Here is a 19,150-nt window from a genome sequence, read left to right as displayed (position 1 = left end):
TTATGCGAGATGCCAAAGTTCAGTGCGCGATAATCGGGTCAGGCAATATCGGCACGGACCTCATGATCAAGATCATGCGCACGTCCCGACACCTCGAAATGGGCGCCATGGTGGGCATCGACCCCGAGTCGGACGGCCTCGCCCGCGCCGCGCGGCTCAACGTGCCGGTTACCCACGAGGGCGTTGAGGGGCTGCTAAACCTGCCCAACTACAAGGACATCCGGGTCGTCTTCGACGCTACCTCCGCCAAGGCGCATGTGAACAACAACGCGCTACTTCAGAAGGACGGCAAGAAGGTCATCGACCTGACGCCGGCGGCCATCGGCCCCTTCACCATCCCGGTGATAAATGGGGAGGCCAATCTCGACGAGCCGAACGTCAACATGGTCACCTGCGGTGGCCAGGCGACCATCCCCATGGTCTATGCGGTGAAGCGGGTAACGAAGCGCCTCGTCTATGCGGAGATCGTCGCCTCCATCTCCTCGAAGTCCGCCGGTCCGGGGACCCGCGCCAACATCGACGAGTTCACCGAGACCACTTCCAATGCCATCGAGGTGTTAGGTGGGGCCGAGCGCGGCAAGGCGGTGATCATCCTCAATCCTGCCGAGCCGCCGCTGATCATGCGCGACACAATCTTCACCCTCTCTCAAGGCGGGGATCGCGAGGCCATCGCTGAGTCCATTGCGGAGATGGCCGCGGCGGTACAGAAATACGTACCCGGCTATCGGCTGAAGCAAAAGGTGCAGTTCGAATCCATCGGCGGCAACGCGCCGCTGCGCATTCCCGGCATCGGTCCGTGCGAAGGACTCAAAACCACCATCATGCTGGAGGTCGAAGGCGCGGCCCATTATCTGCCGGCCTATGCCGGCAACCTCGACATCATGACATCCGCCGCGCTCGTCACCGCCGATCGGTGGGTAGGCCGCGTGCTCGCCAGGGAGGCCGCGTGATGGCCCGTACCGATCCCGACAAGCTCTATATCCAGGACGTCACGCTGCGCGACGGCATGCACGCCATCCGCCACCAGTATGATCTGGAGACGACGCGGGCCATCGCCCGTGCTCTCGACCGGGCGATGGTCGACGCCATTGAGATCAGCCACGGCGACGGCCTCAGCGGCTCCACCTTCAACTACGGCTTCGGCGCCCACGACGACGCCGAATGGATCGCCGCGGTGGCCGAGGAATGCACGCATGCGGTGGTCACGGTGTTGCTCATTCCGGGCATCGGCACGGTGCATGACCTGAAGCACGCCTACGAAGCCGGTGCCCGCTCGGTGCGCGTGTGCACGCATTGCACGGAGGCCGACGTGTCGCGCCAACACATCGAGGTAGCCCGAAAGATGGGCATGGACACGGCGAGCTTCCTGATGATGGCCCACATGATTCCGGCCGAGGTCCTTGCCGAGCAGGCGAAACTCATGGAGAGCTACGGCTCTGAATGCATCTATGTGACGGATTCCGCCGGGGCCCTCTTGCCGGAGGACTATACGCTGCGCGTCAAGATGCTCCGAGATGAGCTCCGGCCCGAGACGGAGATCGGCGTCCATACCCACCACAACCTCACCATGGGCGTGGCCAACGCCATAGCCGGCATCGAGGCCGGCGCCGTCCGTGTGGATGCCTCCCTTGCCGGCATGGGCGCCGGCGCCGGCAATGCGCCACTGGAAGCGCTCATCGCCGTGCTCAACCGCAAGGGCATCGACACCGGCTGCGACCTCTATGCCTTGATGGACGCGGCCGACGACTTGGTGCGCCCGTTGCAGGACCGTCCAGTGCGGGTAGACCGCGAGAGCCTCTCGCTAGGCTACGCCGGAGTCTATTCGAGCTTCCTGCGCCATGCGGAGAACGCCTCGAAGATCTACGGGGTAGACACGCGCGAGATCCTCGCCGAGCTCGGCCGTCGTCGCATGGTGGGTGGTCAAGAGGACATGATTATCGACGTAGCGCTGGATATGCAGGCACGCGCAAGCCAATGACCCGCACTGTCGATTGTTAGGTTGACAACTAATACAAGCAACGTGTGGAGGAGATAATGATGCTCGATTATTCAGCGCTTGCCGCATTGTCGCATCGCCTGGACGGACTGTTGCAGCATGATCGGGAAAAAGGGACGTCTCGCATTCACCGCGATGCATTTACTGACCCGGAAATCTTCGAACTAGAGATGAAATACATCTTCGAAGGGAATTGGGTGTTCCTTGCCCACGAAAGCCAGATTCCGAAGGCGAATGATTACTTCACGACCTATATCGGCCGACAGCCGATCGTCATCACACGCGACAAGGAAGGTCAGCTGCACTGCCTGATCAACTCATGCAGCCATCGTGGCGCGCAACTGTGCCGCTTCAAGCGAGCGAATCGCTCGACCTTCACTTGCCCCTTTCATGGCTGGAGCTTCTCCAACACTGGCAAGCTGCTGAAAGTAAAGGATGCTGACGGAGCCGGCTACCCTGATCAGTTTAACAATAGCGGCAGTCACGACCTAAAGCGCGTAGCCCGATTTGAAAGTTACCGCGGTTTTCTATTCGGAAGCTTGAATCCTGGCGTACCACCTTTGATAGAATATCTTGGCGATGCAGCCAAGATAATCGACTTAATGGTGAACCAGTCCGAAGAAGGGCTCGAAGTGTTGCGCGGCGTTTCGAGCTACACTTACGACGGCAACTGGAAGCTTCAAGCAGAGAACGGCGCAGACGGCTATCATGTCAGCACCGTACACTGGAACTACGTTGCTACGACTGGTCGCCGTGTTCAGCAGAGGGCCGATGACAAGATTAAGGCTGTGAACGTCGGTACTTGGGCCAAGCAAAAGGGCTCCTACTGGAGCTTCGACAACGGGCACGTCCTGCTTTGGACTTATTCCTCAACCCCCGAGAACCGGCCGCTCTACAACCGACGCGACGACCTTGTGCAAAAGTTTGGTGAGAAGAGGGCCGACTGGATGATCGGCGTCTTCCGCAACCTCTGTATCTATCCCAACGTATTCCTCATGGATCAGATGAGCACGCAGATCCGGGTGTTCCGCCCCGTAGCGGTGAACAAGACTGAAGTCACGATCTACTGCGTTGCGCCTAAAGGCGAAAGTCCCGAAGCCCGCGCACGGCGGATCCGCCAGTATGAAGATTTTTTCAACGCATCCGGCATGGCCACGCCGGACGACCTGGAAGAATTCCGCTCGTGCCAAATCGCCTATCAGGCGCGCGATCTGGTTTGGAACGACCTCAGCCGTGGTGCGAAACACCGCATCGAAGGGCAAGATGAAGAAGCCCGGGAAATGGGTATCCGCCCACTGTCGAGCGGCATGCGCGTCGAAGACGAAGGTCTGTTCGTCGATCAGCATACTGATTGGCTGCATCGCATGAATGCCGCCGTCAATCAGGAGCTGGCGCAAGCCGAACCGCTGCGCGCGGCTGGGGAGTAACGCCGATGACCGCACTCAAAGAGAAGACTGCGCCTGTGCAAGCCGCAATGACCTACGAGGAAATTCAAGCCTTCCTGTTCAAGGAAGCGCGCGCCCTCGATGACCGCGACTGGGATACCTGGCTGACCTACTATGACCAAAACGCAGTGTTCTGGATGCCGACCTGGGACGACTTTGACCAGCCGACGGAAAACCCACAGACGGAAATGTCTCTGGTCTATTACCCGACCCGTTCGGGTCTGGAAGATCGAGTGTTTCGTATAAAGACCGACCGTTCGTCGGCCACCAGCATGCCCGAGCCGCGAACTTCGCATAACATCTCCAATATTGAGGTTGTGGAGAGGCAAGGTAGCGAGGTTAAGGTGCGTTTCAACTGGTGCACCTGCAGCTACCGTTACAATACGACCGACACGTTCTGGGGCACTTCGTTCTACACGATCGATATGGCAACTGGTCGTCCTTTGATCACCAACAAGAAAGTGATTCTCAAGAACGATCAGATCCATCACGTGATCGACGTCTATCACGTGTAGTCCCCTCGGAAAATTCAAGCGCGTGAACTCGCCGCGTTGCAGAGAAGACCATGTCTTACAAGATAGCGCTCAATTTTGAGGATGGCATAACGCGCGTCATCGACTGCTACGCGGGTGAATGCGTGGCAGACGCTGCTTTCCGGCAAAAGATCAACCTTCCGATGGACTGCAGAGACGGCGTTTGCGGTACCTGCAAGTGTTTTTGCGAGGAAGGCAACTACGAGCTAGGTGCGCATCTCGATGAGGCGTTGACCTGCGAGGAAGAGCAACAAAGATATGTGCTGACCTGTCAGATGACCCTTGCGTCCGACTGCGTCCTAAAGGTTCCGACTACCTCGCTTGCCTGCAAGACGGCGGCGGAGGTCTACAAGGCCGAAGTTTTAGAGGTCAGGCCAGCGTCGGAAACGACATTCAGCTTGTATCTTGCCTTACGGCAAAGGATCGAATTTTTGTCGGGCCAATATGTGAATGTTTCCGTTCCCGGAACGGAGCATAAGCGACCCTATTCGTTTTCCTCGCCGTCGGGAGCGGAGACCGTCAGTTTCCTGATCCGCAATCTCCCCGGTGGTGTCATGAGCACCTATCTGGCGGAGCGCGCCGTCCCCGGCGACACGATGGAACTGACCGGGCCGATGGGAGCCTTTTATCTGCGCCCGGTCGTGCGCCCCCTACTTTTTCTCGCAGGAGGAACAGGGCTTGCCCCGTTTCTTTCGATCCTAGAGGAGCTTGCGGAAAAGGGCATCGAGCAGTCTGTTCGCATGTACTACGCTGTCACGCGCGACAGCGATCTTGTGGAACTGTCGCGACTGGAGGCGCTCAGGCAGCGGCTTCCGAGGTTCAGCTTTGAGACGATTGTGGCGGATCCATCCAGCTCTCACCCGCGTAGGGGCTTTGTCACCGACCACGTCGTAGCGGATGATTTAAACTTGGGCGACGTGGATGTGTACCTCTGCGGTCCACCGCCGATGGTCGAGGCCGTGCGCGATCACATAGCTAAGCTCGGGATCAGTCCTAGCAACTTCTACTTTGAAAAGTTCAACCCGGCCGACGCAGCTAGAACAGCCGAGAAAGTTGCGTGATGAACAGGTTCCTCAACAAGATTTTTGTCGTCACCGGCGCAGCACAAGGGGTTGGGCGGCGCGTTGCAGAGCGCGCTGCCAGCGAAGGAGCCAAGGTGCTGCTGGTCGATCGTTCTGAACATGTGAGCAGCGTTGCCAAATCGATCAGAAGCACCGGGGGAGAGGCAATGCATTTCCTGGCTGATCTCGAAACCTGGGACGGTAGCGAGCAGGTCATGGCTGAGGCACTGAAGCGTTATGGTCGCATCGATGTTCTCGTAAACAACGTCGGCGGGACGATTTGGGCGAAACCCTACGTCTATTACGAGCCCGATGAGATCGAGGCTGAGATCCGACGTTCCCTCTTCCCCACGCTTTGGTGCTGTCGTGCAGCGGTTCCAAGCATGATCGAACGTAAGAGCGGCGTCATCGTGAATGTCTCTTCTTGCGCAACGCGAGCGACGAAGCGAGTCCCTTACGGAGCCGCAAAAGGTGGAGTGAATGCAATCACCACCTGCCTCGCGCTCGAAGTGGCTGAGCAGGGCGTGCGAGTCGTCGCTGTTGCGCCAGGCGGGATCAGTGCGCCGGAAAGGGTGATTCCCCGGAATAAAGCCGAGTCGACTGAGCAAGAGAGGATTTGGTTGCAGGACATTTACAAGGAAGCTGTCGAGATGAGCATGATGAAGCGTCTCGGAACGCTTGATGAGCAAGCTGGCGCGATTCTATTTCTGGCCTCCGATGACGCTTCCTACATCACCGGCGTCACGCTGCCAGTGGCTGGGGGGCATCCTTCTTGACCTCACTCGAACCGCTGTGCCTACGAGGCTGTGTGGACGGGTTCTGTCGCGCAACGGGTAAGCGGAGATTTGCGGATCCGCGTGTCTTTGATCGATAGCGGGGCCTAAGAGGCTCGACCATGTTGATCGGAATGACAGAGCATTATGGAGCGAAGTGCCGCGAGTGCCCGTTGCTTCTTACCAGAGGTTGCATGCATGTTCAATATAAACCAAGGGAGATACGCTCAAATGTCGAAACTCGAAGTGGCTATGTTTGGTCACGCAGCCTATGTCGTGCCTGATCTGGAGAAATCGCTCTGGTTCTGGAAGGACGTCGTCGGTCTGATCGAAACCGAACGGACCGCGGATGCCGTCTATCTGCGCGCCTTCCAAGAGTTCGAGCATCATAGCCTTGTTCTGATACGGGGCAAGCAGGGTGAGGAAGCGCATCTGCACCATGTCGCCTTCAAGGCCAAGCGGCCCGAGGACGTGGATGCCTTCGCCGCCCATCTTCGTGGCCTCGGCGTCGCGGTCGAGGAGGTGCCGGCGGGCACCGAGGCGGGGCAGGGTGCGGCGATCCGCTTTTTCGTGCCGACCTCGGGCCATCCGATCGAGATCTATTACAACATGGCCCGCCCGCTTTCGCCCAAGGAAGTTCGCTCGGCGCTAAAGAGCCAGACCGCGCGCAAGGGGATCGGAATCTCGCCACGGCGGATCGACCACATCAACCTGTGGTGCGGCGGCTTCCCGCCCGACGAGACCATCGCCTGGATGTGCGACAACCTCGGCTTCAAGGTCCGCGAATTCATCCAGCTGCCCGAGTTCAAGCTAGGCGCCTGGATGAGTGTGACACCGCTGGTGCACGATGCCGCCTTCATGTTCGATGGCAACAGCCAGGGCGCACGCCATCACCACATCGCCTATTGGCTGGAAGAGCCGACCGAGATCCTGAACGCGCAGGAGCATTTCGCCGAACATGGCATCAAGGTCGATCTCGGGCCGGGCAAGCACGGGATCAGCCAAGCATTCTACACCTATCTGCGCGACCCGGCCAGCGGCATCCGCCTGGAAATCTTCGCCGGCGGTTACCTGATCTTCGATCCGGCCTGGGAGCCGATCAAATGGGACGCGCAAGAGATTGAGCGCGGCCTGTTCTGGTATGGGGACAGCATGGATCCGACGAAAGAGCCCGAGCACCCCTTCATGCCGACCATCGGCGTACGCGGAAGGGAGTAACCATGGAGCGTACCCGTCTCAAGACAGGCGCCGTCCAAACCAGCCTGTGCCGTCAAGGCACAGGCGAGGCAGTGTTGTTCATTCATGGCTCCGGGCCGGGCGCCGGGGGCCATTCCAACTGGCAGCTGGCTCTGCCGCCGCTCGGCGACCGTTTCCTGTGCCTTGCACCCGATCTGGTAGGCTACGATCAGAGTACCCATCCCGATCCGGCGCCTCGCGGCCCACGGGAATGGATGCGGCTCTGGGTCGATCAGCTGATCGGCCTTCTGGATGCGCTGAACATCGACAAGGCGCATCTGGTGGGCAATTCGCTGGGCGGGGCGATCGCGCTGAACCTTCTGGGCGAGCGGCCCGAACGGCTTCGGCCGGGCGGTGCTGATGGGCCCCGCGGGCGCGCCGATGCCGGCCACGCCGGAACTGGCACGCATCTGGGGCTTCTATCGTGATCCCACGGCGGCGGCGATGAAGTCGGCGATCCGCATGTTAGCCTATGACGAGGGCTTCATTGCCGACCGGCTCGACGGCATCACCGAATCGCGGGTCGCCGCAGCCACCCGGCTCGAGGTGGCACGCACCTTTGCGGCCATGTTCCCCGAACCCTTCGACGTGGCGGTCCTCGAGCTGATCCTGCCCCCGACGCTGCTCGAACGGATCGCACACAAGATCCTGATCCTGCACGGGATCCAGGATCGCGTCGTGCCGCTGTCCGGTTCGGTCCACCTGATCGACCACCTACCCGACGCGACGCTCTTGGCCGTGCCGAAATGCAGCCATTGGGTGCAGATCGAATGTGCGGATCTGTTCCATGCCGAGGTCGCGCGGTTTCTTTCACAGGAGACGACGAGGTGAAGCATGCATCGCTCGAAACGCTTGCCAGCTTTTCCATGGGCCCGATCACGATGCGGCCCTTTGCCGGAGACAAGCTGATGATCGTGCGCGCCGAACTTCCCGGTGGGTCGGTCGCCCCGCGCCATTCGCATCCGCACGAACAGTTGACCATCGTCTTTTCGGGCCGGGTGGAGGATGTCGCTGGGCGACGAGACCGCGATCCTCGGGCCGGGCGAGGTGGTGCACATCCCCGGCGGGGTGGAGCACGGCGCGGTCGCGCTCGAGGATGCGGTGATCGCGGATGTCTTCCACCCGGTGCGCGAGGATTTTCTCGAGAAGCTTGCGCAGACCTGAACCTGCGCTGCGGGGCTGCGGCAGATCGCGAACAGGCGAGTAGCCGCGACAGCGCCTCGCGCACCGTCGAGATGCTGACGTCGAACTCGCGCCGCAGGGAATCGACATGCAGCAGGCGCCGAGAGACAATGCAACAGTCGTCTTGATCTGATGAAAAGCAATTTATTTATCGTTGGCAGCGTTGACAGGAGCAAAACATGAATATGCAGACGCGGACAGACACTACCGAAGAGGGTATTGTCCACGACGCTTTCACGACGTTCCTGCGCCGCTCGGGCTCCCCCACCCTGCCGGCGATGCTTCTGATCCACGGCTCCGGCCCGGGGGCGACGGGCTGGTCGAATTGGCAATATCTGATGCCCGAATTGGGCGGGCGGTTTCATTGTCTCGCTATGGATCTGTGCGGCTACGGCGGCAGCCCGGTGCCGGACGCCATGCCGAAGAAAACCGCCGAATGGCTGGAGGTCTGGGTTGCGCAAATCGTCACGCTGGTGCGGAAGCTGGGCCTCGGCCGGGTGCATCTCGTCGGCAACTCGCTGGGCGGTGCCCTTGCGCTTCATGCCGCGCTGCGCGCGCCGGATCTGTTCGACCGCATCGCCCTGATGGGTCCGGTCGGCGTGCCCTGCCGTCTGACCCGCGAGCTTGATCTGATCTGGGGCTTCTACGACAGTCCTTCGGAAGATCTGATGCGCCTCGCCATGCAATGGTTCGCCTATGATCCCGCCTTCCTCGGCGACCGGCTGGGCGAGATCGCCGCCGCCCGCTTCAAGGCGGCGATGCAGCCCGAGATCCGCGCTGCCTTTTCCAGCATGTTCCCCGCACCGCGTGAGAAGGCGCTTGAGGCATTGGAAGTGCCCGATGCCGGCTTGCGGATGATCCGCCATCCGGTGCTGTTGATCCATGGGATCGAGGATGCCATCGTGCCGCTCGAGACCAGCCTGACGCTGATGCAGCGACTGGGCGGGCCGGTGCAGGCACATTTCTACAACCGCAGCAGTCACTGGACCCAGGTCGAGCACAAGGACAGTTTCAACACCCTGATCGCCGAATTCTTCGACGGCCGGATCTGAGGGCGGCTGCGATGTCGGACCGGAAAGTTGCCGTCGTGACCGGGGCAAGCTCGGGGATGGGTCTCGCCACGGCGCGCGAAATGGCGCGGCGCGGCCATGATCTGGTGCTGTCCTCGCGCCGGCCCGAAGTCGCGGCGGATGAGATCCGCAGCGCCTTCGGAGTGCGGGTCGAAGCAGTGGCGGGCAGCATCGCCGAGCCTGACCTGGCCGCGCGCCTCGCGGCGGCGGCGCAGGAGATGGGCGGAGCGCGGGCCCTTTTGCTCAACCACGGTGGCCCACCCGTCAAGCCGATGATGGCATTGACGGACGAGGACTGGTCGGGCGCCTTCGAGACCATGGTCGTGGGGCCGCTGCGGGTGATGCGGGCGCTCGTGCCGCAGATGCAGGCTGCCGCCGGCGGACGGGTGCTGGCGATCTCGTCCTTCACGGTCAAGGCCCCCTGGGCGGGCATCGGCCTGTCGAACGCGCTGCGCGCGGCGCTGGTCAACGCCCTCAAGACCGCAGCGCTGGAACTGGGGCCCGAGGGGGGAATCCTGGTGAACGCGCTGGCGCCCGGCTATGTCGAGACCGACCGCATCCGCGACTGGAACGACTCCTATGCCCGGCAGGAGAATGTGGGGGTGGAGGAAATTCGAGCCCGCACGCTGGCGACGATCCCGCTGCGCCGCTACGGCACGCCTGAGGGCTATGCGCGGCTTGCAGCCTTCCTGCTGTCGGAAGAGAACGACTACGTCTCCGGCCAGCAGATCCTGTACGACGGCGGCCTAGTTGTGGCGAACTGAAGGGGGGAACGATGCCGGCACTGCTTCTGGCCCGCGTCCGGGTCAATGATCGCCAACAATGTGCCGTCCATAGACATCATTTCAACGCCCGTGACGCTATGTCAACGGCCTAACGCCGGACTTGGATCCGCTCGTTCGTGGCGTCGTAAGCATCACCGACGGCTGCCCATTGCAGTGTTTTATCGGTCCGCTGGCACATTCGGTCGATCGGAGTGTCTCCGGCCTCATGTATGTAGCATCCACCACCGCTGTCGGGCCCGGCGCTCGATGTCAAGAGTCGGTGGCGGCTACTACGTACGTAAGGCCGCGTCCATCAGCATGTGCAGATTGCAACCGGTATCGAACCGATCCGGTCGAGCACCGTCATCAGCGCCTTGATCGGCGCATTGCCGGCGCCCGCCCCCTCACCGGCGAGCGGCGCATCGACGCGCACGGCGCCAGCCTTGATGCCCGCGACCGCATTGGCGACACCGAGCATAAGGTTATGGTACGTATGGACGCCGACCTCCGTCTCGGCGCACCGAATGTCTTCACCCGCTCGCTGCATTGCGAGGGCAGCAGTGCGCCGGCGGAATCCGTGATGTAAAATCGTCGGCCGCGTCAGCGGACGAAGCCTCTGAAGTCATTGATTCACGGCCTGATTGCTGGAGTTGGAAAGTCGGCGAAGGGCCGCGATCCGCCCGGATCCCGAAAGCACCGAAGATGCCTGTTCGGCGAGCGCCTGGCGCACGAAACCGGCAGGATCCGGCTGCATGACGGCGAAGGGGTAATCCGAACCCATCACCAGCGAGTGCGGTCCCATCATGTCCGCGACGTATCGCAATGTGCGGTGATCGTAGACGATAGAATCCATGAGGAACGCCCGAGCCATGTGCAAGGCCGAACTAGACAGATGCTCAGTGTGTTTCAGGCCCATCTCCCTCGCCCGTTCCAAGCGCGGGAGTAGCAGCGGCAAGGCACCACCGCCATGACTCAACAGAATATCGAGCCCCTCGAAACGCTCCGGCACGCCAGCAAGAAGCAGCGAGAGGGCGGCGAACGAGGTTTCGACCGGAAACACCGTGACGGCGGCATCCGCTGCGCCCCCGATACGCTCTAGCCCCGCAGGGTGCAGGGCGTGGACCATGACCATCATTCCCCTGTCGCGGCAGGCGACCCAGAAAGGATCGAAAGCCGGGTCGCCCAGCGGGCGACCGTTCACATGCGTTCCGATCTCGACACCGATGAAACCGCGTGCTGCCAGGTCGTGCACCATCTCCGCGGCCAGCTCCGGTTCTTGCAAGGGCGCCATGCCGAGGGCCAGGAAGCGGTCCGGCACTGCCTCGACGAGCTTCTGCGTGTCCGCGTTGACCGCGTCGCAGAACCGGCCTCCATTATCCGGTGCGAACCAGTAGGACAGCAGTTCGGGCATCGGCGATAGAACCTGGATGTCGATGCCGACGGCATCCATGTCCGCAATACGCCGCGCCGCATCCCAGCTCCGGCTGTCGATCCGGCGAAACTGCTTGCCGGCAAGGGTCACATCGGCGACGTCCTCCGCCGTCCGCTCGATGGCGGGCCAGCGCGGTTCGTCGCCGGGCGCAGCGGGAAGCGCCGGCGGAACGACATGTGTGTGGAAATCGACGACCCTGGCTACGGAACGCGTCCTCATGGTACAGAGCAACTTTCAGCGCCGAAACGCTGGCGCGGGGCGCGAGCCCCATTTGCAGAGACTGGTCGGCTCGAAACCGAAACTGCGCGGCTCATAGACGTCCTCGTTCTCGATCGCATCGACGCCGACGGAATATTCGAACACCATTCCGTCAGGCCCGCGGAAATAGAGGAACCGGGCGCCGGAAGTGGGATGCCTGCCTGGGCCGAAGACGATGTCGACGTTTCGCCCTGAAAGGAAATAATAGGAGCGAAGCACGTCATCGCTTTCCTCCACCTGGTGGTTGATGTGCTGAATGCCCGCCGTGTCGGAAGCCAGCAATGCGATCGTGTGATGAATCTCGTTCACCCGCATCAGCGGAATGTCGCCGATGCGATCCGAGACGCGGGCATTGCAGACTTGCGTCCAGAATGTCTCGTCGCGCACCGGATCGGTCGAATAGAGTCCGACATGGCTGAAGCCGGTTATTCCGGCGTCGCGGGCCGCGAAATAGCGTTTTCCGCTACGCTCCGGGCCGACCACGAGTTCGATGCGATTCCCGGTCGGGTCTTTGAAGCCGATGAACGCGTTCACCCGTCTGAGCTGACACTCCGACGCCGTGCCCGAATGCACGGCATAGCCCATGTCCGACAGCGTGCCGGCGGCCCGGCGAAGCTCGTCGAGATCGGTGACCTCAAATCCGACCGCCTGATCGGACGGGTCCCCGTCAAAGTAGCACAATGTGTGTCCGCGATCGTCGGAACGGAAATAGGTGGCGTGGCGCGCCTGTTCGCCGACCTCAAGCCCAAGACAATCGGTGGCGAAGGTCTGCGCATCCTCCAGGTCACGCGTTCCCAGACGCACGTAACTCACATCCTTGAGTTTGATCATGGCCCGATTCTCCTTGTCTTTCGCTGGTATCGCGCGGCGGTCAGGATTGCTTGATCTTGAGCTCAGCCGTTTCCGAAGGCTCGGATCCCCAGTTGCAAAGTGATGTCATGTCGGGGGCGAACTGGCGGGCATGATGGTTCGCGGGATCGATGCGGGCAGTATCGGTGACGAGCCCCCAGTGCAGTCCTTCCGCTCCTTCGAACCGGATGAAGATGGATCGCGAGGCCGGTTCGCGGCCGGGACCGTGCATGATGCGAACCTGGTGCTGCTGCAGGAAGTACCAGTTCTGCATGATTAGATCGATATCCTCCACCGTCAGGTCGAAGCCCCGCAGCCCCGGCCGGTCCGACGGATAAAGGGTGATCCGGTGATGCAATGTATCCGTCCCGATACAGGCGACATCGCCCAGCCAGTCGCGCAATTCGAAGCCGAGCAGCGCCGTCCAGAAATGCACGTCGCGCCGCGTGTCGAGACTGCACAGGGCAACCCCCGCCAGCCCGGTGACTCCGTTGTCGCGCACCGGAAAGAAGCGGACGCCGCTGTGCTGCGGAGATGAGATGAGGTGCAGGAGATTGCCGGAAGGATCGCGCAGCCGATAGGCCGCGCGCACCCAAAGGAGGTCGCAGGCTACGCGGTCGAGCTTCTCGGTCTGCGTTCCCGCCTGCGCCAGCCGCTCGGCCACCGCCTCCAGATCTTCCGGTTTGCGGTAGGCGATGCCGATGGCCGTCTCCTCTCCCGGATGCGGCGAGAAAACGAGCGTGCGGCGGCGGATGTCAGTGCGGAACCAAGCTTCGCCATTGCTGTCAGGAAGTGACGGCAGCCCAACGATATCGCGGGCAAATGCTGCATGGGCCGCCGGCACTCCGGTTGCCACCCGGATGTAGCCGATCTCGGCGATGTCGTTGACGGAGACGCCTGCGGCGTAATTGCCCATCACACGCCTCCTCCGACCAGGTTACAGGGCTCGGCGTTACCATCCACGGCCGGCAGGACGATCATGTCAATTCGTTCAAAATCCTCGTCGCTCATCTGGATGTCGGCCATCAGACTCAGCGGATCATTGCAACCGCACAGGACGGCGCCGTAGCGCCATTCCACCTCGGCGAGGATCTCCGTTCCGGCGCGAAGCTGCAGCGCGAGGGGAGAACTCGAACTGGTGCCGGCACAGCTCTGAAGCCCGTCGCCAATCGCATAGGCCTCGACGCGCACGCGACCGCGACCTAGCTTCTGCACCGACATTTCGATGTCAAATATGCCGAAGGCGGCGTCCCCAGTTCCCAATTCATAAAAATAGAACGCTCCTACCCGGCCGTATTTCACGGCTCCGAGACGATGGTCCTCGGGGACTTGGGGATCCGCGCGCTCGGGTGTGCGCGGCGGCAATGGGGCGAGCAGACACCCCTGCGCATAAGAAAAGCAGTTCACCGCGCCATTCCTCCCAATGCTCGCGGATTGGTCCGCGCTCCATGATGTCGCGAGAAACTACCAGATAAAAAAACATTTACAAGCAGGATGGACTGTTTTATTTAATCGTCAGCCGACCGGCTGATGGACCAGCGCAGCGGGAGGCGAAAAACAAAGAACTACGCGATGCCGTCATTTCCAAGCATGGCGACCGCGAACGGGAGGAACATCGGACAGATGGCGGATGCGATCGATCGAGTCTCATGCGCAATTGTGGGCGCCGGCCAGGCCGGGGCTCGAGCCGCGATCGCAATGCGCAACGCCGGTTTCGAGACCTCGATCGGCTTGTTCGGCGACGAAGACCTGCTGCCCTACGAACGCCCGCAGCTTTCCAAGGAATTCCTGCTGGCCGACGCCACCGAACCTGCCCTCATCAAGAAACGGCAGGAATGGCGCGATCTCGATATTGCCGTTAGCCTTTCTATCGCGGTTAGGCGCGTCGAGGCCGATACGCGCCAACTCGTTCTGGCAAACGGTAAGACCATCGGCTTCGACCAGGTACTGATCGCCACCGGCACAAAGCCGCGCCGGCTCGCCGCACTTGAGACGACCGATATCCCGGTCCACTATCTGCGCACGGCGGCCGACTCGCTTGCGCTACGCCGCAGTCTTCGCAAGGACGCTCGCATCGCCATCGTCGGCGGCGGCGTCATCGGGCTCGAGGTCGCCGCAGCCGCCGCGCAACGTGGCGCCATGGTCACCGTGGTCGAAGCTGCATCAAGCCTGCTTGCTCGCGCTCTTCCCTGCCCCATTGCAGAATTGGTCGAAGCCCGGCACAGGGCAGCGGGTGTTGCCTTTGTGTACGGCACGACCGTGACCGGGACGCAGCAAGGCGCTGTATGCCTTTCGAACGGAAACACGCTTGCCGCCGACGCAGTGGTCGTCGGGATCGGTGTCGAACCTGAAGTCGAGGCGGTCTGTGGCCTCGGGATCGCAGATGCCGATGGGATCCGGGTCGACCCTCAGGGACGCACCGCCCTACCCTTCGCGTTCGCCGCTGGCGACGTAGCGGTGCAGTACAGCCCATGGCACGGACGCTGGATGCGGATCGAAACATGGGCGAACGCGAACGCGCAGGCAGAAGTCGCTGCACGCGTGATTGCCGGGGGCGAAGCCAGCCATAATCAAGCGCCATGGTTCTGGTCGGACCAGCACGATTTGAACCTGCAGGTGGTCGGCGATGCGCTCGGGAGCGAAACCGTCCTGCGCGGCGATCCCGAACCGCACAAGGCGGTGATGGTGGCGCTGCGCGAAGGCCGCGTGGTCGGCGGCGTGACACTGAATGCACCGCGCGAAATGGCCGGTTTGCGCCGCCTGGTCCGCAGCCGTCCGCACCTCGCCCCCGAGGTTCTCGCCGACCCCACGACTGATCTCAGGAAACTGGTTGCATGAAAACGCCAGACAGCACATGGAGGAGGAAATGACACACAACGAACCGCTGCTACGTAGCGAACCGAGTACCAATACGTTCAAGGTGTCGCGTCAGGCGTTCATCGACCCGTCCATCCTGAAGCGCGAGCGCGAACGGATCTTCGCCGCCTGCTGGCTCTATCTCGGTCACGACAGCGAGATCGAGAAGCCCGGTGATTTCGTCACCCGCTCGGTCGGAGGGCGCAGCATCATTTTCGCGCGCGACCGGGAGGGCAAGGCGCGTGCTCTACTTAATTCCTGTCCGCATCGCGGCGCGCAGGTATGCCGCGAGCGCTCAGGCAACGCCAAGTCTTTCCAATGCTTCTATCACGGCTGGGTCTTCGGAGTGGACGGGCAATTGCGCAACCAGCCGGGCGAAGACAGCTACGGGAAGAAATTTAAGTCCGATTCCGATTCCAATATGCATCAAGTTCCCCGCTTCGAGAGCTATCGCGGCTTCAATTTCATCTGCTTCGATCCCGATGTCGTGCCTCTGGTCGACTATCTCGGCAATGCCCGCGAATACCTGGACCTGATATGCGATCAGTCGATCGAGGGACTTACAGTCATCGGCGGCATGCAGGAATACGCCATCAACGCCAACTGGAAGCTTCTCGTCGAGAACAGCATCGACGGCTACCATGCGATGAGCACGCATGCGACCTATCTCGACTATCTGAAGGGTACGACCGGCGGCTTGGCCAACATGGGTCTGGTCGGCGTCGGACGCGACCTCGGCGGCGGACATGCCGTCATCGAATACACCGCGCCGTGGGGTCGTCCGGTTGCCCAGCACATTCCGATGTGGGGCGAGGATGGGAAGCGCGAACTCGCCGTCATCCGCCAAAAACTCGAGGCGCAATACGGTTCGGAACGAGCGGAGCGCATCGCCATCAAAAACCGCAATCTGCTGATCTTCCCCAATCTGATCGTCAACGACATCATGGCGCTGACTATCCGGACCTTTTACCCGATCACGGAGAGCCGCATGCATGTTAACGCCTGGGCGGCGGGCCCGCGCGAGGAATCCGAATGGGCGCGAAAGTACCGGCTGTTCAACTTCCTCGAGTTCCTCGGGCCGGGCGGCTTCGCCACGCCCGACGACGTGGAGGCCCTTGAACACTGCCAGCGCGGTTATTCGACAGCCAATGAGTTGCGATGGAACGACATTTCCAAGGGAATGAATCGCGAAATTCCGGCGATGGACGACGAGGAGCAGATGCGCGCCTTCTGGCGTCACTGGAACAGTCTCATCAGCGCCAACGTCACGCAAGGAGCAGCAGCATGAGCCAGCTGGCCATGAAACCGAACGCGGGCTTCGGCCCGGCCGCGGACATCGAGCGTTTGCAGATTGAGGACTTTCTTTTCCACGAAGCCGACCTGCTAGACCGGTGGCGGCTGCCGGAATGGCTTGATCTGTTTACCGAGACCGCCGTCTACCATGTCCCGCCGACCGACATACCGGCAGAAGCATCTCCGGATACCAACCTGTTCTACATCGCTGACGACCGGTTCAGGCTAGGCGAACGGGTCAAGCGCCTGATGAAGCGCACCGCTCACGCCGAGTACCCACACTCGCGCACGCGACGCCTCATAACCAACGTCATGATCACCGATCGCGGCGCAGACGGGCTCGGAGTGACCTGCAACTTCGCCGTCTTCCGTACCAAGGACGGCGCATCGGTGACCTTTTTCGGTCAGGCGATCTACCGGCTGGTAATCCGCCAAGGTTCCCTGCTCATCGACAACAAGCGCATCGTCCTCGATACACCCGGGCTACGCGAGCAGGGCCGCCTAAGCATCATCCTTTGAGAGGGTCGAAGGATGGTGTCGCTCGCAAAACGCAAGAAACGGACGGACGGATGACGAAACGGCTGGAGGGAATGGTGGCGCTGGTGACCGGTGCCGGGCGCGGCATCGGCCTCGCCATCGCCGAGCGGCTGGCCCGCGACGGGGCTCGTATCGTGCTCTGCAATCTGGATGAGGACGAGGCGCGCGCGGCGGCTAGGGAACTCTCCGTCCTTCAGGGCGGTCAGGAGGTTCCCATCGCCATCGGCGATCTCTCGGACGAGACGGTCGCGAAAGCCGCGGTAAACACGGCAATCGATGCGCATGGTCGGCTGGACATCCTCGTCAACAATGCCGGCGGCGGGATCATCCTTCCATTCGCCGAGCACACACCGCAAACGATACGAACGACGATCGACCGGAACTTGTGGACGGCAATCTGGTGCTGTTATTACACCCTGCCAGTCATGCGCGAACAGGGCTTCGGTCGCATCATCAACGTCGGGGCAGATTCGGTGCGAAACGGGCTGTGGGCGCATGCCGCCTACAATGCGGCCAAGGGCGGCGTGCACGGCATGACCACCGGCCTTGCGCGGGAGTTCGCAATGGACGGTATCACCGTCAACACGGTCGCGCCCTGCGCGACGAACACACCGCAAATGGCCGAGATCAGCGCGCGCGATCCGGAGCTCGCGAACAAGTTCCTTTCGGTCATCCCCATGGGAAGGCCTGCGGAAATGGAAGAAATCGCGGCGCTTGTGTGTTACCTCGCCAGCCGCGAAGCTGCCTTCACCACCGGCCAGGTGATCAGCATCAATGGCGGGAGCACCATGCTATGATGGGTGCCGAAACCTTGGCCTGGCACCCGTTATTTCCGGAAAGTGAATTGCCGCCCGGCGAAATCCGCGGCGTCGATCTGCCCGACGGAACCCGAATCGCCATATACAATGTCGATGGCGTTTTCTACGCCACCCAGGACCGCTGCACCCATGGCGAGGCTTCGCTCTCCGAAGACGGCGTCCTTTGCGACCATTTCGTCGAGTGCTCCTGGCATTTCGGAACGTTCGACGTGATCACCGGCGAGCCGGGGCTCACGCCGTGCGAGATAGCACTTTGTACCTACCCCACCAAGATAGAAAACGGAATCGTCCATGTCGAAGCGTGACGCAACAGTCGCGATCGAAGGCAAGGTTCCTAAGCAGCCGCAAAGGCGCACCCAGCGCGAGCGTAGCGAGACCACCAAGAAACGGATCCTCCAGGCGGCGGCCACGGTTCTGCGCGAACACGGCTATGCAGGTTTTCGTACGGAGGTTGTCGCGCAGGAGGCGGGATTGTCACGCGGCGCGATGCTTCACCATTTTCCGCGCAAGAACGATCTCCTGATCGCGACCCACAAGGAACTCTACAAGCGCGCCCTGGAGGAAAGCCTCAGGGTCATGAAGAAGAACGCCAAGGCAAATGACCTAGACGCAATGATCGCCGATGGCGAAGCCTTCTTTCTCGGCGGCCATTTCTTCAGTGTTCTCGATGTCGTGCTGTCGGCTTCCACTGACCCCGACCTGCGCGACGAAATCCTCAACATCAGCCGCAATGCGCGCCTGCCGATCGAACAGGCGTGGCGCGAGCGACTGTCCGCCTCAGTACCCCAAGCCCTGGCCGACGACATCGTGTTCATGACCCTCAACATGATCCGCGGCTACGCGATGCGCACCCTCTGGGACGAGGACAGCGAACGCTACAAGCGCATGGTTTCCATGTGGAAACAGATGATCGAACTCCTGTGCGCACAATACGGTGCCAACACTGGAGTATCTATGCGCCAGTTAACCGGCGTAAATGCGCGTCGCAATATCGGCTGATCTTAAACCGAGAACTTCGGTCAGGAACAGCAGTGTCCGCTGCACCTG

General features: G+C 61.5%; 22 protein-coding genes and 1 pseudogene. 18 read left to right on the top strand and 5 right to left on the bottom strand.

Annotated features, from left to right (window positions below; all coding sequences use genetic code 11):
• Positions 1-2: 2 nt before the first annotated feature.
• From Q0030_RS00905 to Q0030_RS00850, 12 genes are all read left to right on the top strand, one after another.
• Entirely contained in the window at positions 3-950 is a 948-nt protein-coding gene (locus Q0030_RS00905; RefSeq protein ID WP_298362137.1) for an acetaldehyde dehydrogenase (acetylating), read from the top strand.
• Complete coding sequence (dmpG, locus tag Q0030_RS00900) at positions 950-1,978, top strand: 4-hydroxy-2-oxovalerate aldolase (RefSeq protein ID WP_298362134.1); 1,029 nt, start codon at positions 950-952, stop codon at positions 1,976-1,978. The genes Q0030_RS00905 and dmpG overlap by 1 nt, the downstream gene beginning before the upstream one ends.
• A 56-nt stretch (positions 1,979-2,034) precedes the next feature.
• On the top strand, positions 2,035-3,423 hold the full coding sequence (benA, locus tag Q0030_RS00895) for a benzoate 1,2-dioxygenase large subunit (RefSeq protein ID WP_298362131.1): 1,389 nt from the start codon (positions 2,035-2,037) through the stop codon (positions 3,421-3,423).
• Between the two features lie 5 nt (positions 3,424-3,428).
• Positions 3,429-3,956 (top strand): benzoate 1,2-dioxygenase small subunit, encoded by a 528-nt coding sequence (benB, locus tag Q0030_RS00890; RefSeq protein ID WP_298362128.1) that lies wholly within the window; start codon positions 3,429-3,431, stop codon positions 3,954-3,956.
• A 50-nt stretch (positions 3,957-4,006) separates the two neighbouring features.
• Positions 4,007-5,035: a benzoate 1,2-dioxygenase electron transfer component BenC gene (benC, locus tag Q0030_RS00885; RefSeq protein WP_298362125.1), complete on the top strand. Its 1,029-nt coding sequence runs from the start codon at positions 4,007-4,009 to the stop codon at positions 5,033-5,035.
• Entirely contained in the window at positions 5,035-5,811 is a 777-nt protein-coding gene (locus Q0030_RS00880; protein ID WP_298362122.1) for a 1,6-dihydroxycyclohexa-2,4-diene-1-carboxylate dehydrogenase, read from the top strand. The genes benC and Q0030_RS00880 overlap by 1 nt, the downstream gene beginning before the upstream one ends.
• A 228-nt stretch (positions 5,812-6,039) precedes the next feature.
• The gene (locus Q0030_RS00875; RefSeq protein WP_298362119.1) at positions 6,040-7,026 is read left to right on the top strand and encodes a VOC family protein; all 987 of its coding nucleotides are present in this window, start codon (positions 6,040-6,042) and stop codon (positions 7,024-7,026) included.
• A gap of 2 nt (positions 7,027-7,028) precedes the next feature.
• The gene (locus tag Q0030_RS00870) at positions 7,029-7,472 is read left to right on the top strand and encodes an alpha/beta fold hydrolase (RefSeq protein ID WP_298362116.1); all 444 of its coding nucleotides are present in this window, start codon (positions 7,029-7,031) and stop codon (positions 7,470-7,472) included.
• Complete coding sequence (locus Q0030_RS00865; RefSeq protein ID WP_298362113.1) at positions 7,426-7,875, top strand: alpha/beta hydrolase; 450 nt, start codon at positions 7,426-7,428, stop codon at positions 7,873-7,875. The genes Q0030_RS00870 and Q0030_RS00865 overlap by 47 nt, the downstream gene beginning before the upstream one ends.
• Positions 7,876-8,049: 174 nt before the next feature.
• The gene (locus Q0030_RS00860) at positions 8,050-8,208 is read left to right on the top strand and encodes a hypothetical protein (RefSeq protein ID WP_298362110.1); all 159 of its coding nucleotides are present in this window, start codon (positions 8,050-8,052) and stop codon (positions 8,206-8,208) included.
• A gap of 197 nt (positions 8,209-8,405) precedes the next feature.
• The gene (locus Q0030_RS00855) at positions 8,406-9,278 is read left to right on the top strand and encodes an alpha/beta hydrolase (protein ID WP_298362107.1); all 873 of its coding nucleotides are present in this window, start codon (positions 8,406-8,408) and stop codon (positions 9,276-9,278) included.
• 11 nt (positions 9,279-9,289) lie between these two features.
• On the top strand, positions 9,290-10,060 hold the full coding sequence (locus tag Q0030_RS00850; protein WP_298362105.1) for an SDR family oxidoreductase: 771 nt from the start codon (positions 9,290-9,292) through the stop codon (positions 10,058-10,060).
• Positions 10,061-10,362: 302 nt separating this feature from the next.
• Here Q0030_RS00850 and Q0030_RS00845 read toward each other — a convergent pair.
• The 5 genes and pseudogenes from Q0030_RS00845 to Q0030_RS00825 form a co-directional block, all read right to left on the bottom strand.
• Positions 10,363-10,645: pseudogene (locus Q0030_RS00845) on the bottom strand (4-hydroxy-2-oxovalerate aldolase); the annotation flags it as partial.
• A gap of 37 nt (positions 10,646-10,682) precedes the next feature.
• Positions 10,683-11,711, bottom strand: a complete 1,029-nt coding sequence (locus tag Q0030_RS00840) for an amidohydrolase family protein (protein WP_298279806.1) — start codon at positions 11,709-11,711, stop codon at positions 10,683-10,685.
• Positions 11,712-11,726: 15 nt separating this feature from the next.
• Positions 11,727-12,581: a VOC family protein gene (locus Q0030_RS00835; RefSeq protein WP_298362101.1), complete on the bottom strand. Its 855-nt coding sequence runs from the start codon at positions 12,579-12,581 to the stop codon at positions 11,727-11,729.
• Positions 12,582-12,621: 40 nt separating this feature from the next.
• Positions 12,622-13,515 (bottom strand): VOC family protein, encoded by an 894-nt coding sequence (locus Q0030_RS00830; protein ID WP_298362099.1) that lies wholly within the window; start codon positions 13,513-13,515, stop codon positions 12,622-12,624.
• Positions 13,515-14,006, bottom strand: coding sequence for a hypothetical protein (locus Q0030_RS00825; RefSeq protein ID WP_298362096.1), 492 nt, complete (start codon positions 14,004-14,006; stop codon positions 13,515-13,517). The genes Q0030_RS00830 and Q0030_RS00825 overlap by 1 nt, the downstream gene beginning before the upstream one ends.
• A gap of 123 nt (positions 14,007-14,129) precedes the next feature.
• Between Q0030_RS00825 and Q0030_RS00820 the strand changes: the two genes are divergently transcribed.
• From Q0030_RS00820 to Q0030_RS00795, 6 genes are read left to right on the top strand one after another with little or no spacing between them, the layout of a single operon-like run.
• A complete protein-coding gene (locus Q0030_RS00820; protein ID WP_298362093.1) occupies positions 14,130-15,437 on the top strand; it encodes an FAD-dependent oxidoreductase in 1,308 nt (435 codons plus the stop codon).
• A 28-nt stretch (positions 15,438-15,465) separates the two neighbouring features.
• A complete protein-coding gene (locus tag Q0030_RS00815; RefSeq protein WP_298362090.1) occupies positions 15,466-16,743 on the top strand; it encodes an aromatic ring-hydroxylating dioxygenase subunit alpha in 1,278 nt (425 codons plus the stop codon).
• Positions 16,740-17,267, top strand: coding sequence for an aromatic-ring-hydroxylating dioxygenase subunit beta (locus tag Q0030_RS00810; protein WP_298362087.1), 528 nt, complete (start codon positions 16,740-16,742; stop codon positions 17,265-17,267). The genes Q0030_RS00815 and Q0030_RS00810 overlap by 4 nt, the downstream gene beginning before the upstream one ends.
• Before the next feature lie 50 nt (positions 17,268-17,317).
• Positions 17,318-18,082 (top strand): SDR family oxidoreductase, encoded by a 765-nt coding sequence (locus Q0030_RS00805; RefSeq protein WP_298362084.1) that lies wholly within the window; start codon positions 17,318-17,320, stop codon positions 18,080-18,082.
• On the top strand, positions 18,079-18,408 hold the full coding sequence (locus tag Q0030_RS00800; RefSeq protein ID WP_298362081.1) for a non-heme iron oxygenase ferredoxin subunit: 330 nt from the start codon (positions 18,079-18,081) through the stop codon (positions 18,406-18,408). Before Q0030_RS00805 ends, Q0030_RS00800 begins: the two co-directional genes overlap by 4 nt.
• On the top strand, positions 18,395-19,102 hold the full coding sequence (locus Q0030_RS00795) for a TetR/AcrR family transcriptional regulator (protein WP_298362078.1): 708 nt from the start codon (positions 18,395-18,397) through the stop codon (positions 19,100-19,102). Before Q0030_RS00800 ends, Q0030_RS00795 begins: the two co-directional genes overlap by 14 nt.
• Positions 19,103-19,150: the final 48 nt, after the last annotated feature.

The organism is uncultured Bradyrhizobium sp., assembly GCF_947648125.1.
Lineage (GTDB): Bacteria > Pseudomonadota > Alphaproteobacteria > Rhizobiales > Xanthobacteraceae > Bradyrhizobium.
This window is presented reverse-complemented; position numbering and strand designations above follow the sequence as displayed.

Coding starts and splice junctions, on each gene's coding strand:
- Q0030_RS00905 (WP_298362137.1), top strand. CDS start 3: ATGCGAGATGCCAAAGTTCAGTGCGCGATAATCGGGTCAGGCAATATC.
- dmpG (WP_298362134.1), top strand. CDS start 950: ATGGCCCGTACCGATCCCGACAAGCTCTATATCCAGGACGTCACGCTG.
- benA (WP_298362131.1), top strand. CDS start 2,035: ATGATGCTCGATTATTCAGCGCTTGCCGCATTGTCGCATCGCCTGGAC.
- benB (WP_298362128.1), top strand. CDS start 3,429: ATGACCGCACTCAAAGAGAAGACTGCGCCTGTGCAAGCCGCAATGACC.
- benC (WP_298362125.1), top strand. CDS start 4,007: ATGTCTTACAAGATAGCGCTCAATTTTGAGGATGGCATAACGCGCGTC.
- Q0030_RS00880 (WP_298362122.1), top strand. CDS start 5,035: ATGAACAGGTTCCTCAACAAGATTTTTGTCGTCACCGGCGCAGCACAA.
- Q0030_RS00875 (WP_298362119.1), top strand. CDS start 6,040: ATGTCGAAACTCGAAGTGGCTATGTTTGGTCACGCAGCCTATGTCGTG.
- Q0030_RS00870 (WP_298362116.1), top strand. CDS start 7,029: ATGGAGCGTACCCGTCTCAAGACAGGCGCCGTCCAAACCAGCCTGTGC.
- Q0030_RS00865 (WP_298362113.1), top strand. CDS start 7,426: ATGCCGGCCACGCCGGAACTGGCACGCATCTGGGGCTTCTATCGTGAT.
- Q0030_RS00860 (WP_298362110.1), top strand. CDS start 8,050: ATGTCGCTGGGCGACGAGACCGCGATCCTCGGGCCGGGCGAGGTGGTG.
- Q0030_RS00855 (WP_298362107.1), top strand. CDS start 8,406: ATGAATATGCAGACGCGGACAGACACTACCGAAGAGGGTATTGTCCAC.
- Q0030_RS00850 (WP_298362105.1), top strand. CDS start 9,290: ATGTCGGACCGGAAAGTTGCCGTCGTGACCGGGGCAAGCTCGGGGATG.
- Q0030_RS00840 (WP_298279806.1), bottom strand. CDS start 11,711: ATGAGGACGCGTTCCGTAGCCAGGGTCGTCGATTTCCACACACATGTC.
- Q0030_RS00835 (WP_298362101.1), bottom strand. CDS start 12,581: ATGATCAAACTCAAGGATGTGAGTTACGTGCGTCTGGGAACGCGTGAC.
- Q0030_RS00830 (WP_298362099.1), bottom strand. CDS start 13,515: ATGGGCAATTACGCCGCAGGCGTCTCCGTCAACGACATCGCCGAGATC.
- Q0030_RS00820 (WP_298362093.1), top strand. CDS start 14,130: ATGGACCAGCGCAGCGGGAGGCGAAAAACAAAGAACTACGCGATGCCG.
- Q0030_RS00815 (WP_298362090.1), top strand. CDS start 15,466: ATGACACACAACGAACCGCTGCTACGTAGCGAACCGAGTACCAATACG.
- Q0030_RS00810 (WP_298362087.1), top strand. CDS start 16,740: ATGAGCCAGCTGGCCATGAAACCGAACGCGGGCTTCGGCCCGGCCGCG.
- Q0030_RS00805 (WP_298362084.1), top strand. CDS start 17,318: ATGACGAAACGGCTGGAGGGAATGGTGGCGCTGGTGACCGGTGCCGGG.
- Q0030_RS00800 (WP_298362081.1), top strand. CDS start 18,079: ATGATGGGTGCCGAAACCTTGGCCTGGCACCCGTTATTTCCGGAAAGT.
- Q0030_RS00795 (WP_298362078.1), top strand. CDS start 18,395: ATGTCGAAGCGTGACGCAACAGTCGCGATCGAAGGCAAGGTTCCTAAG.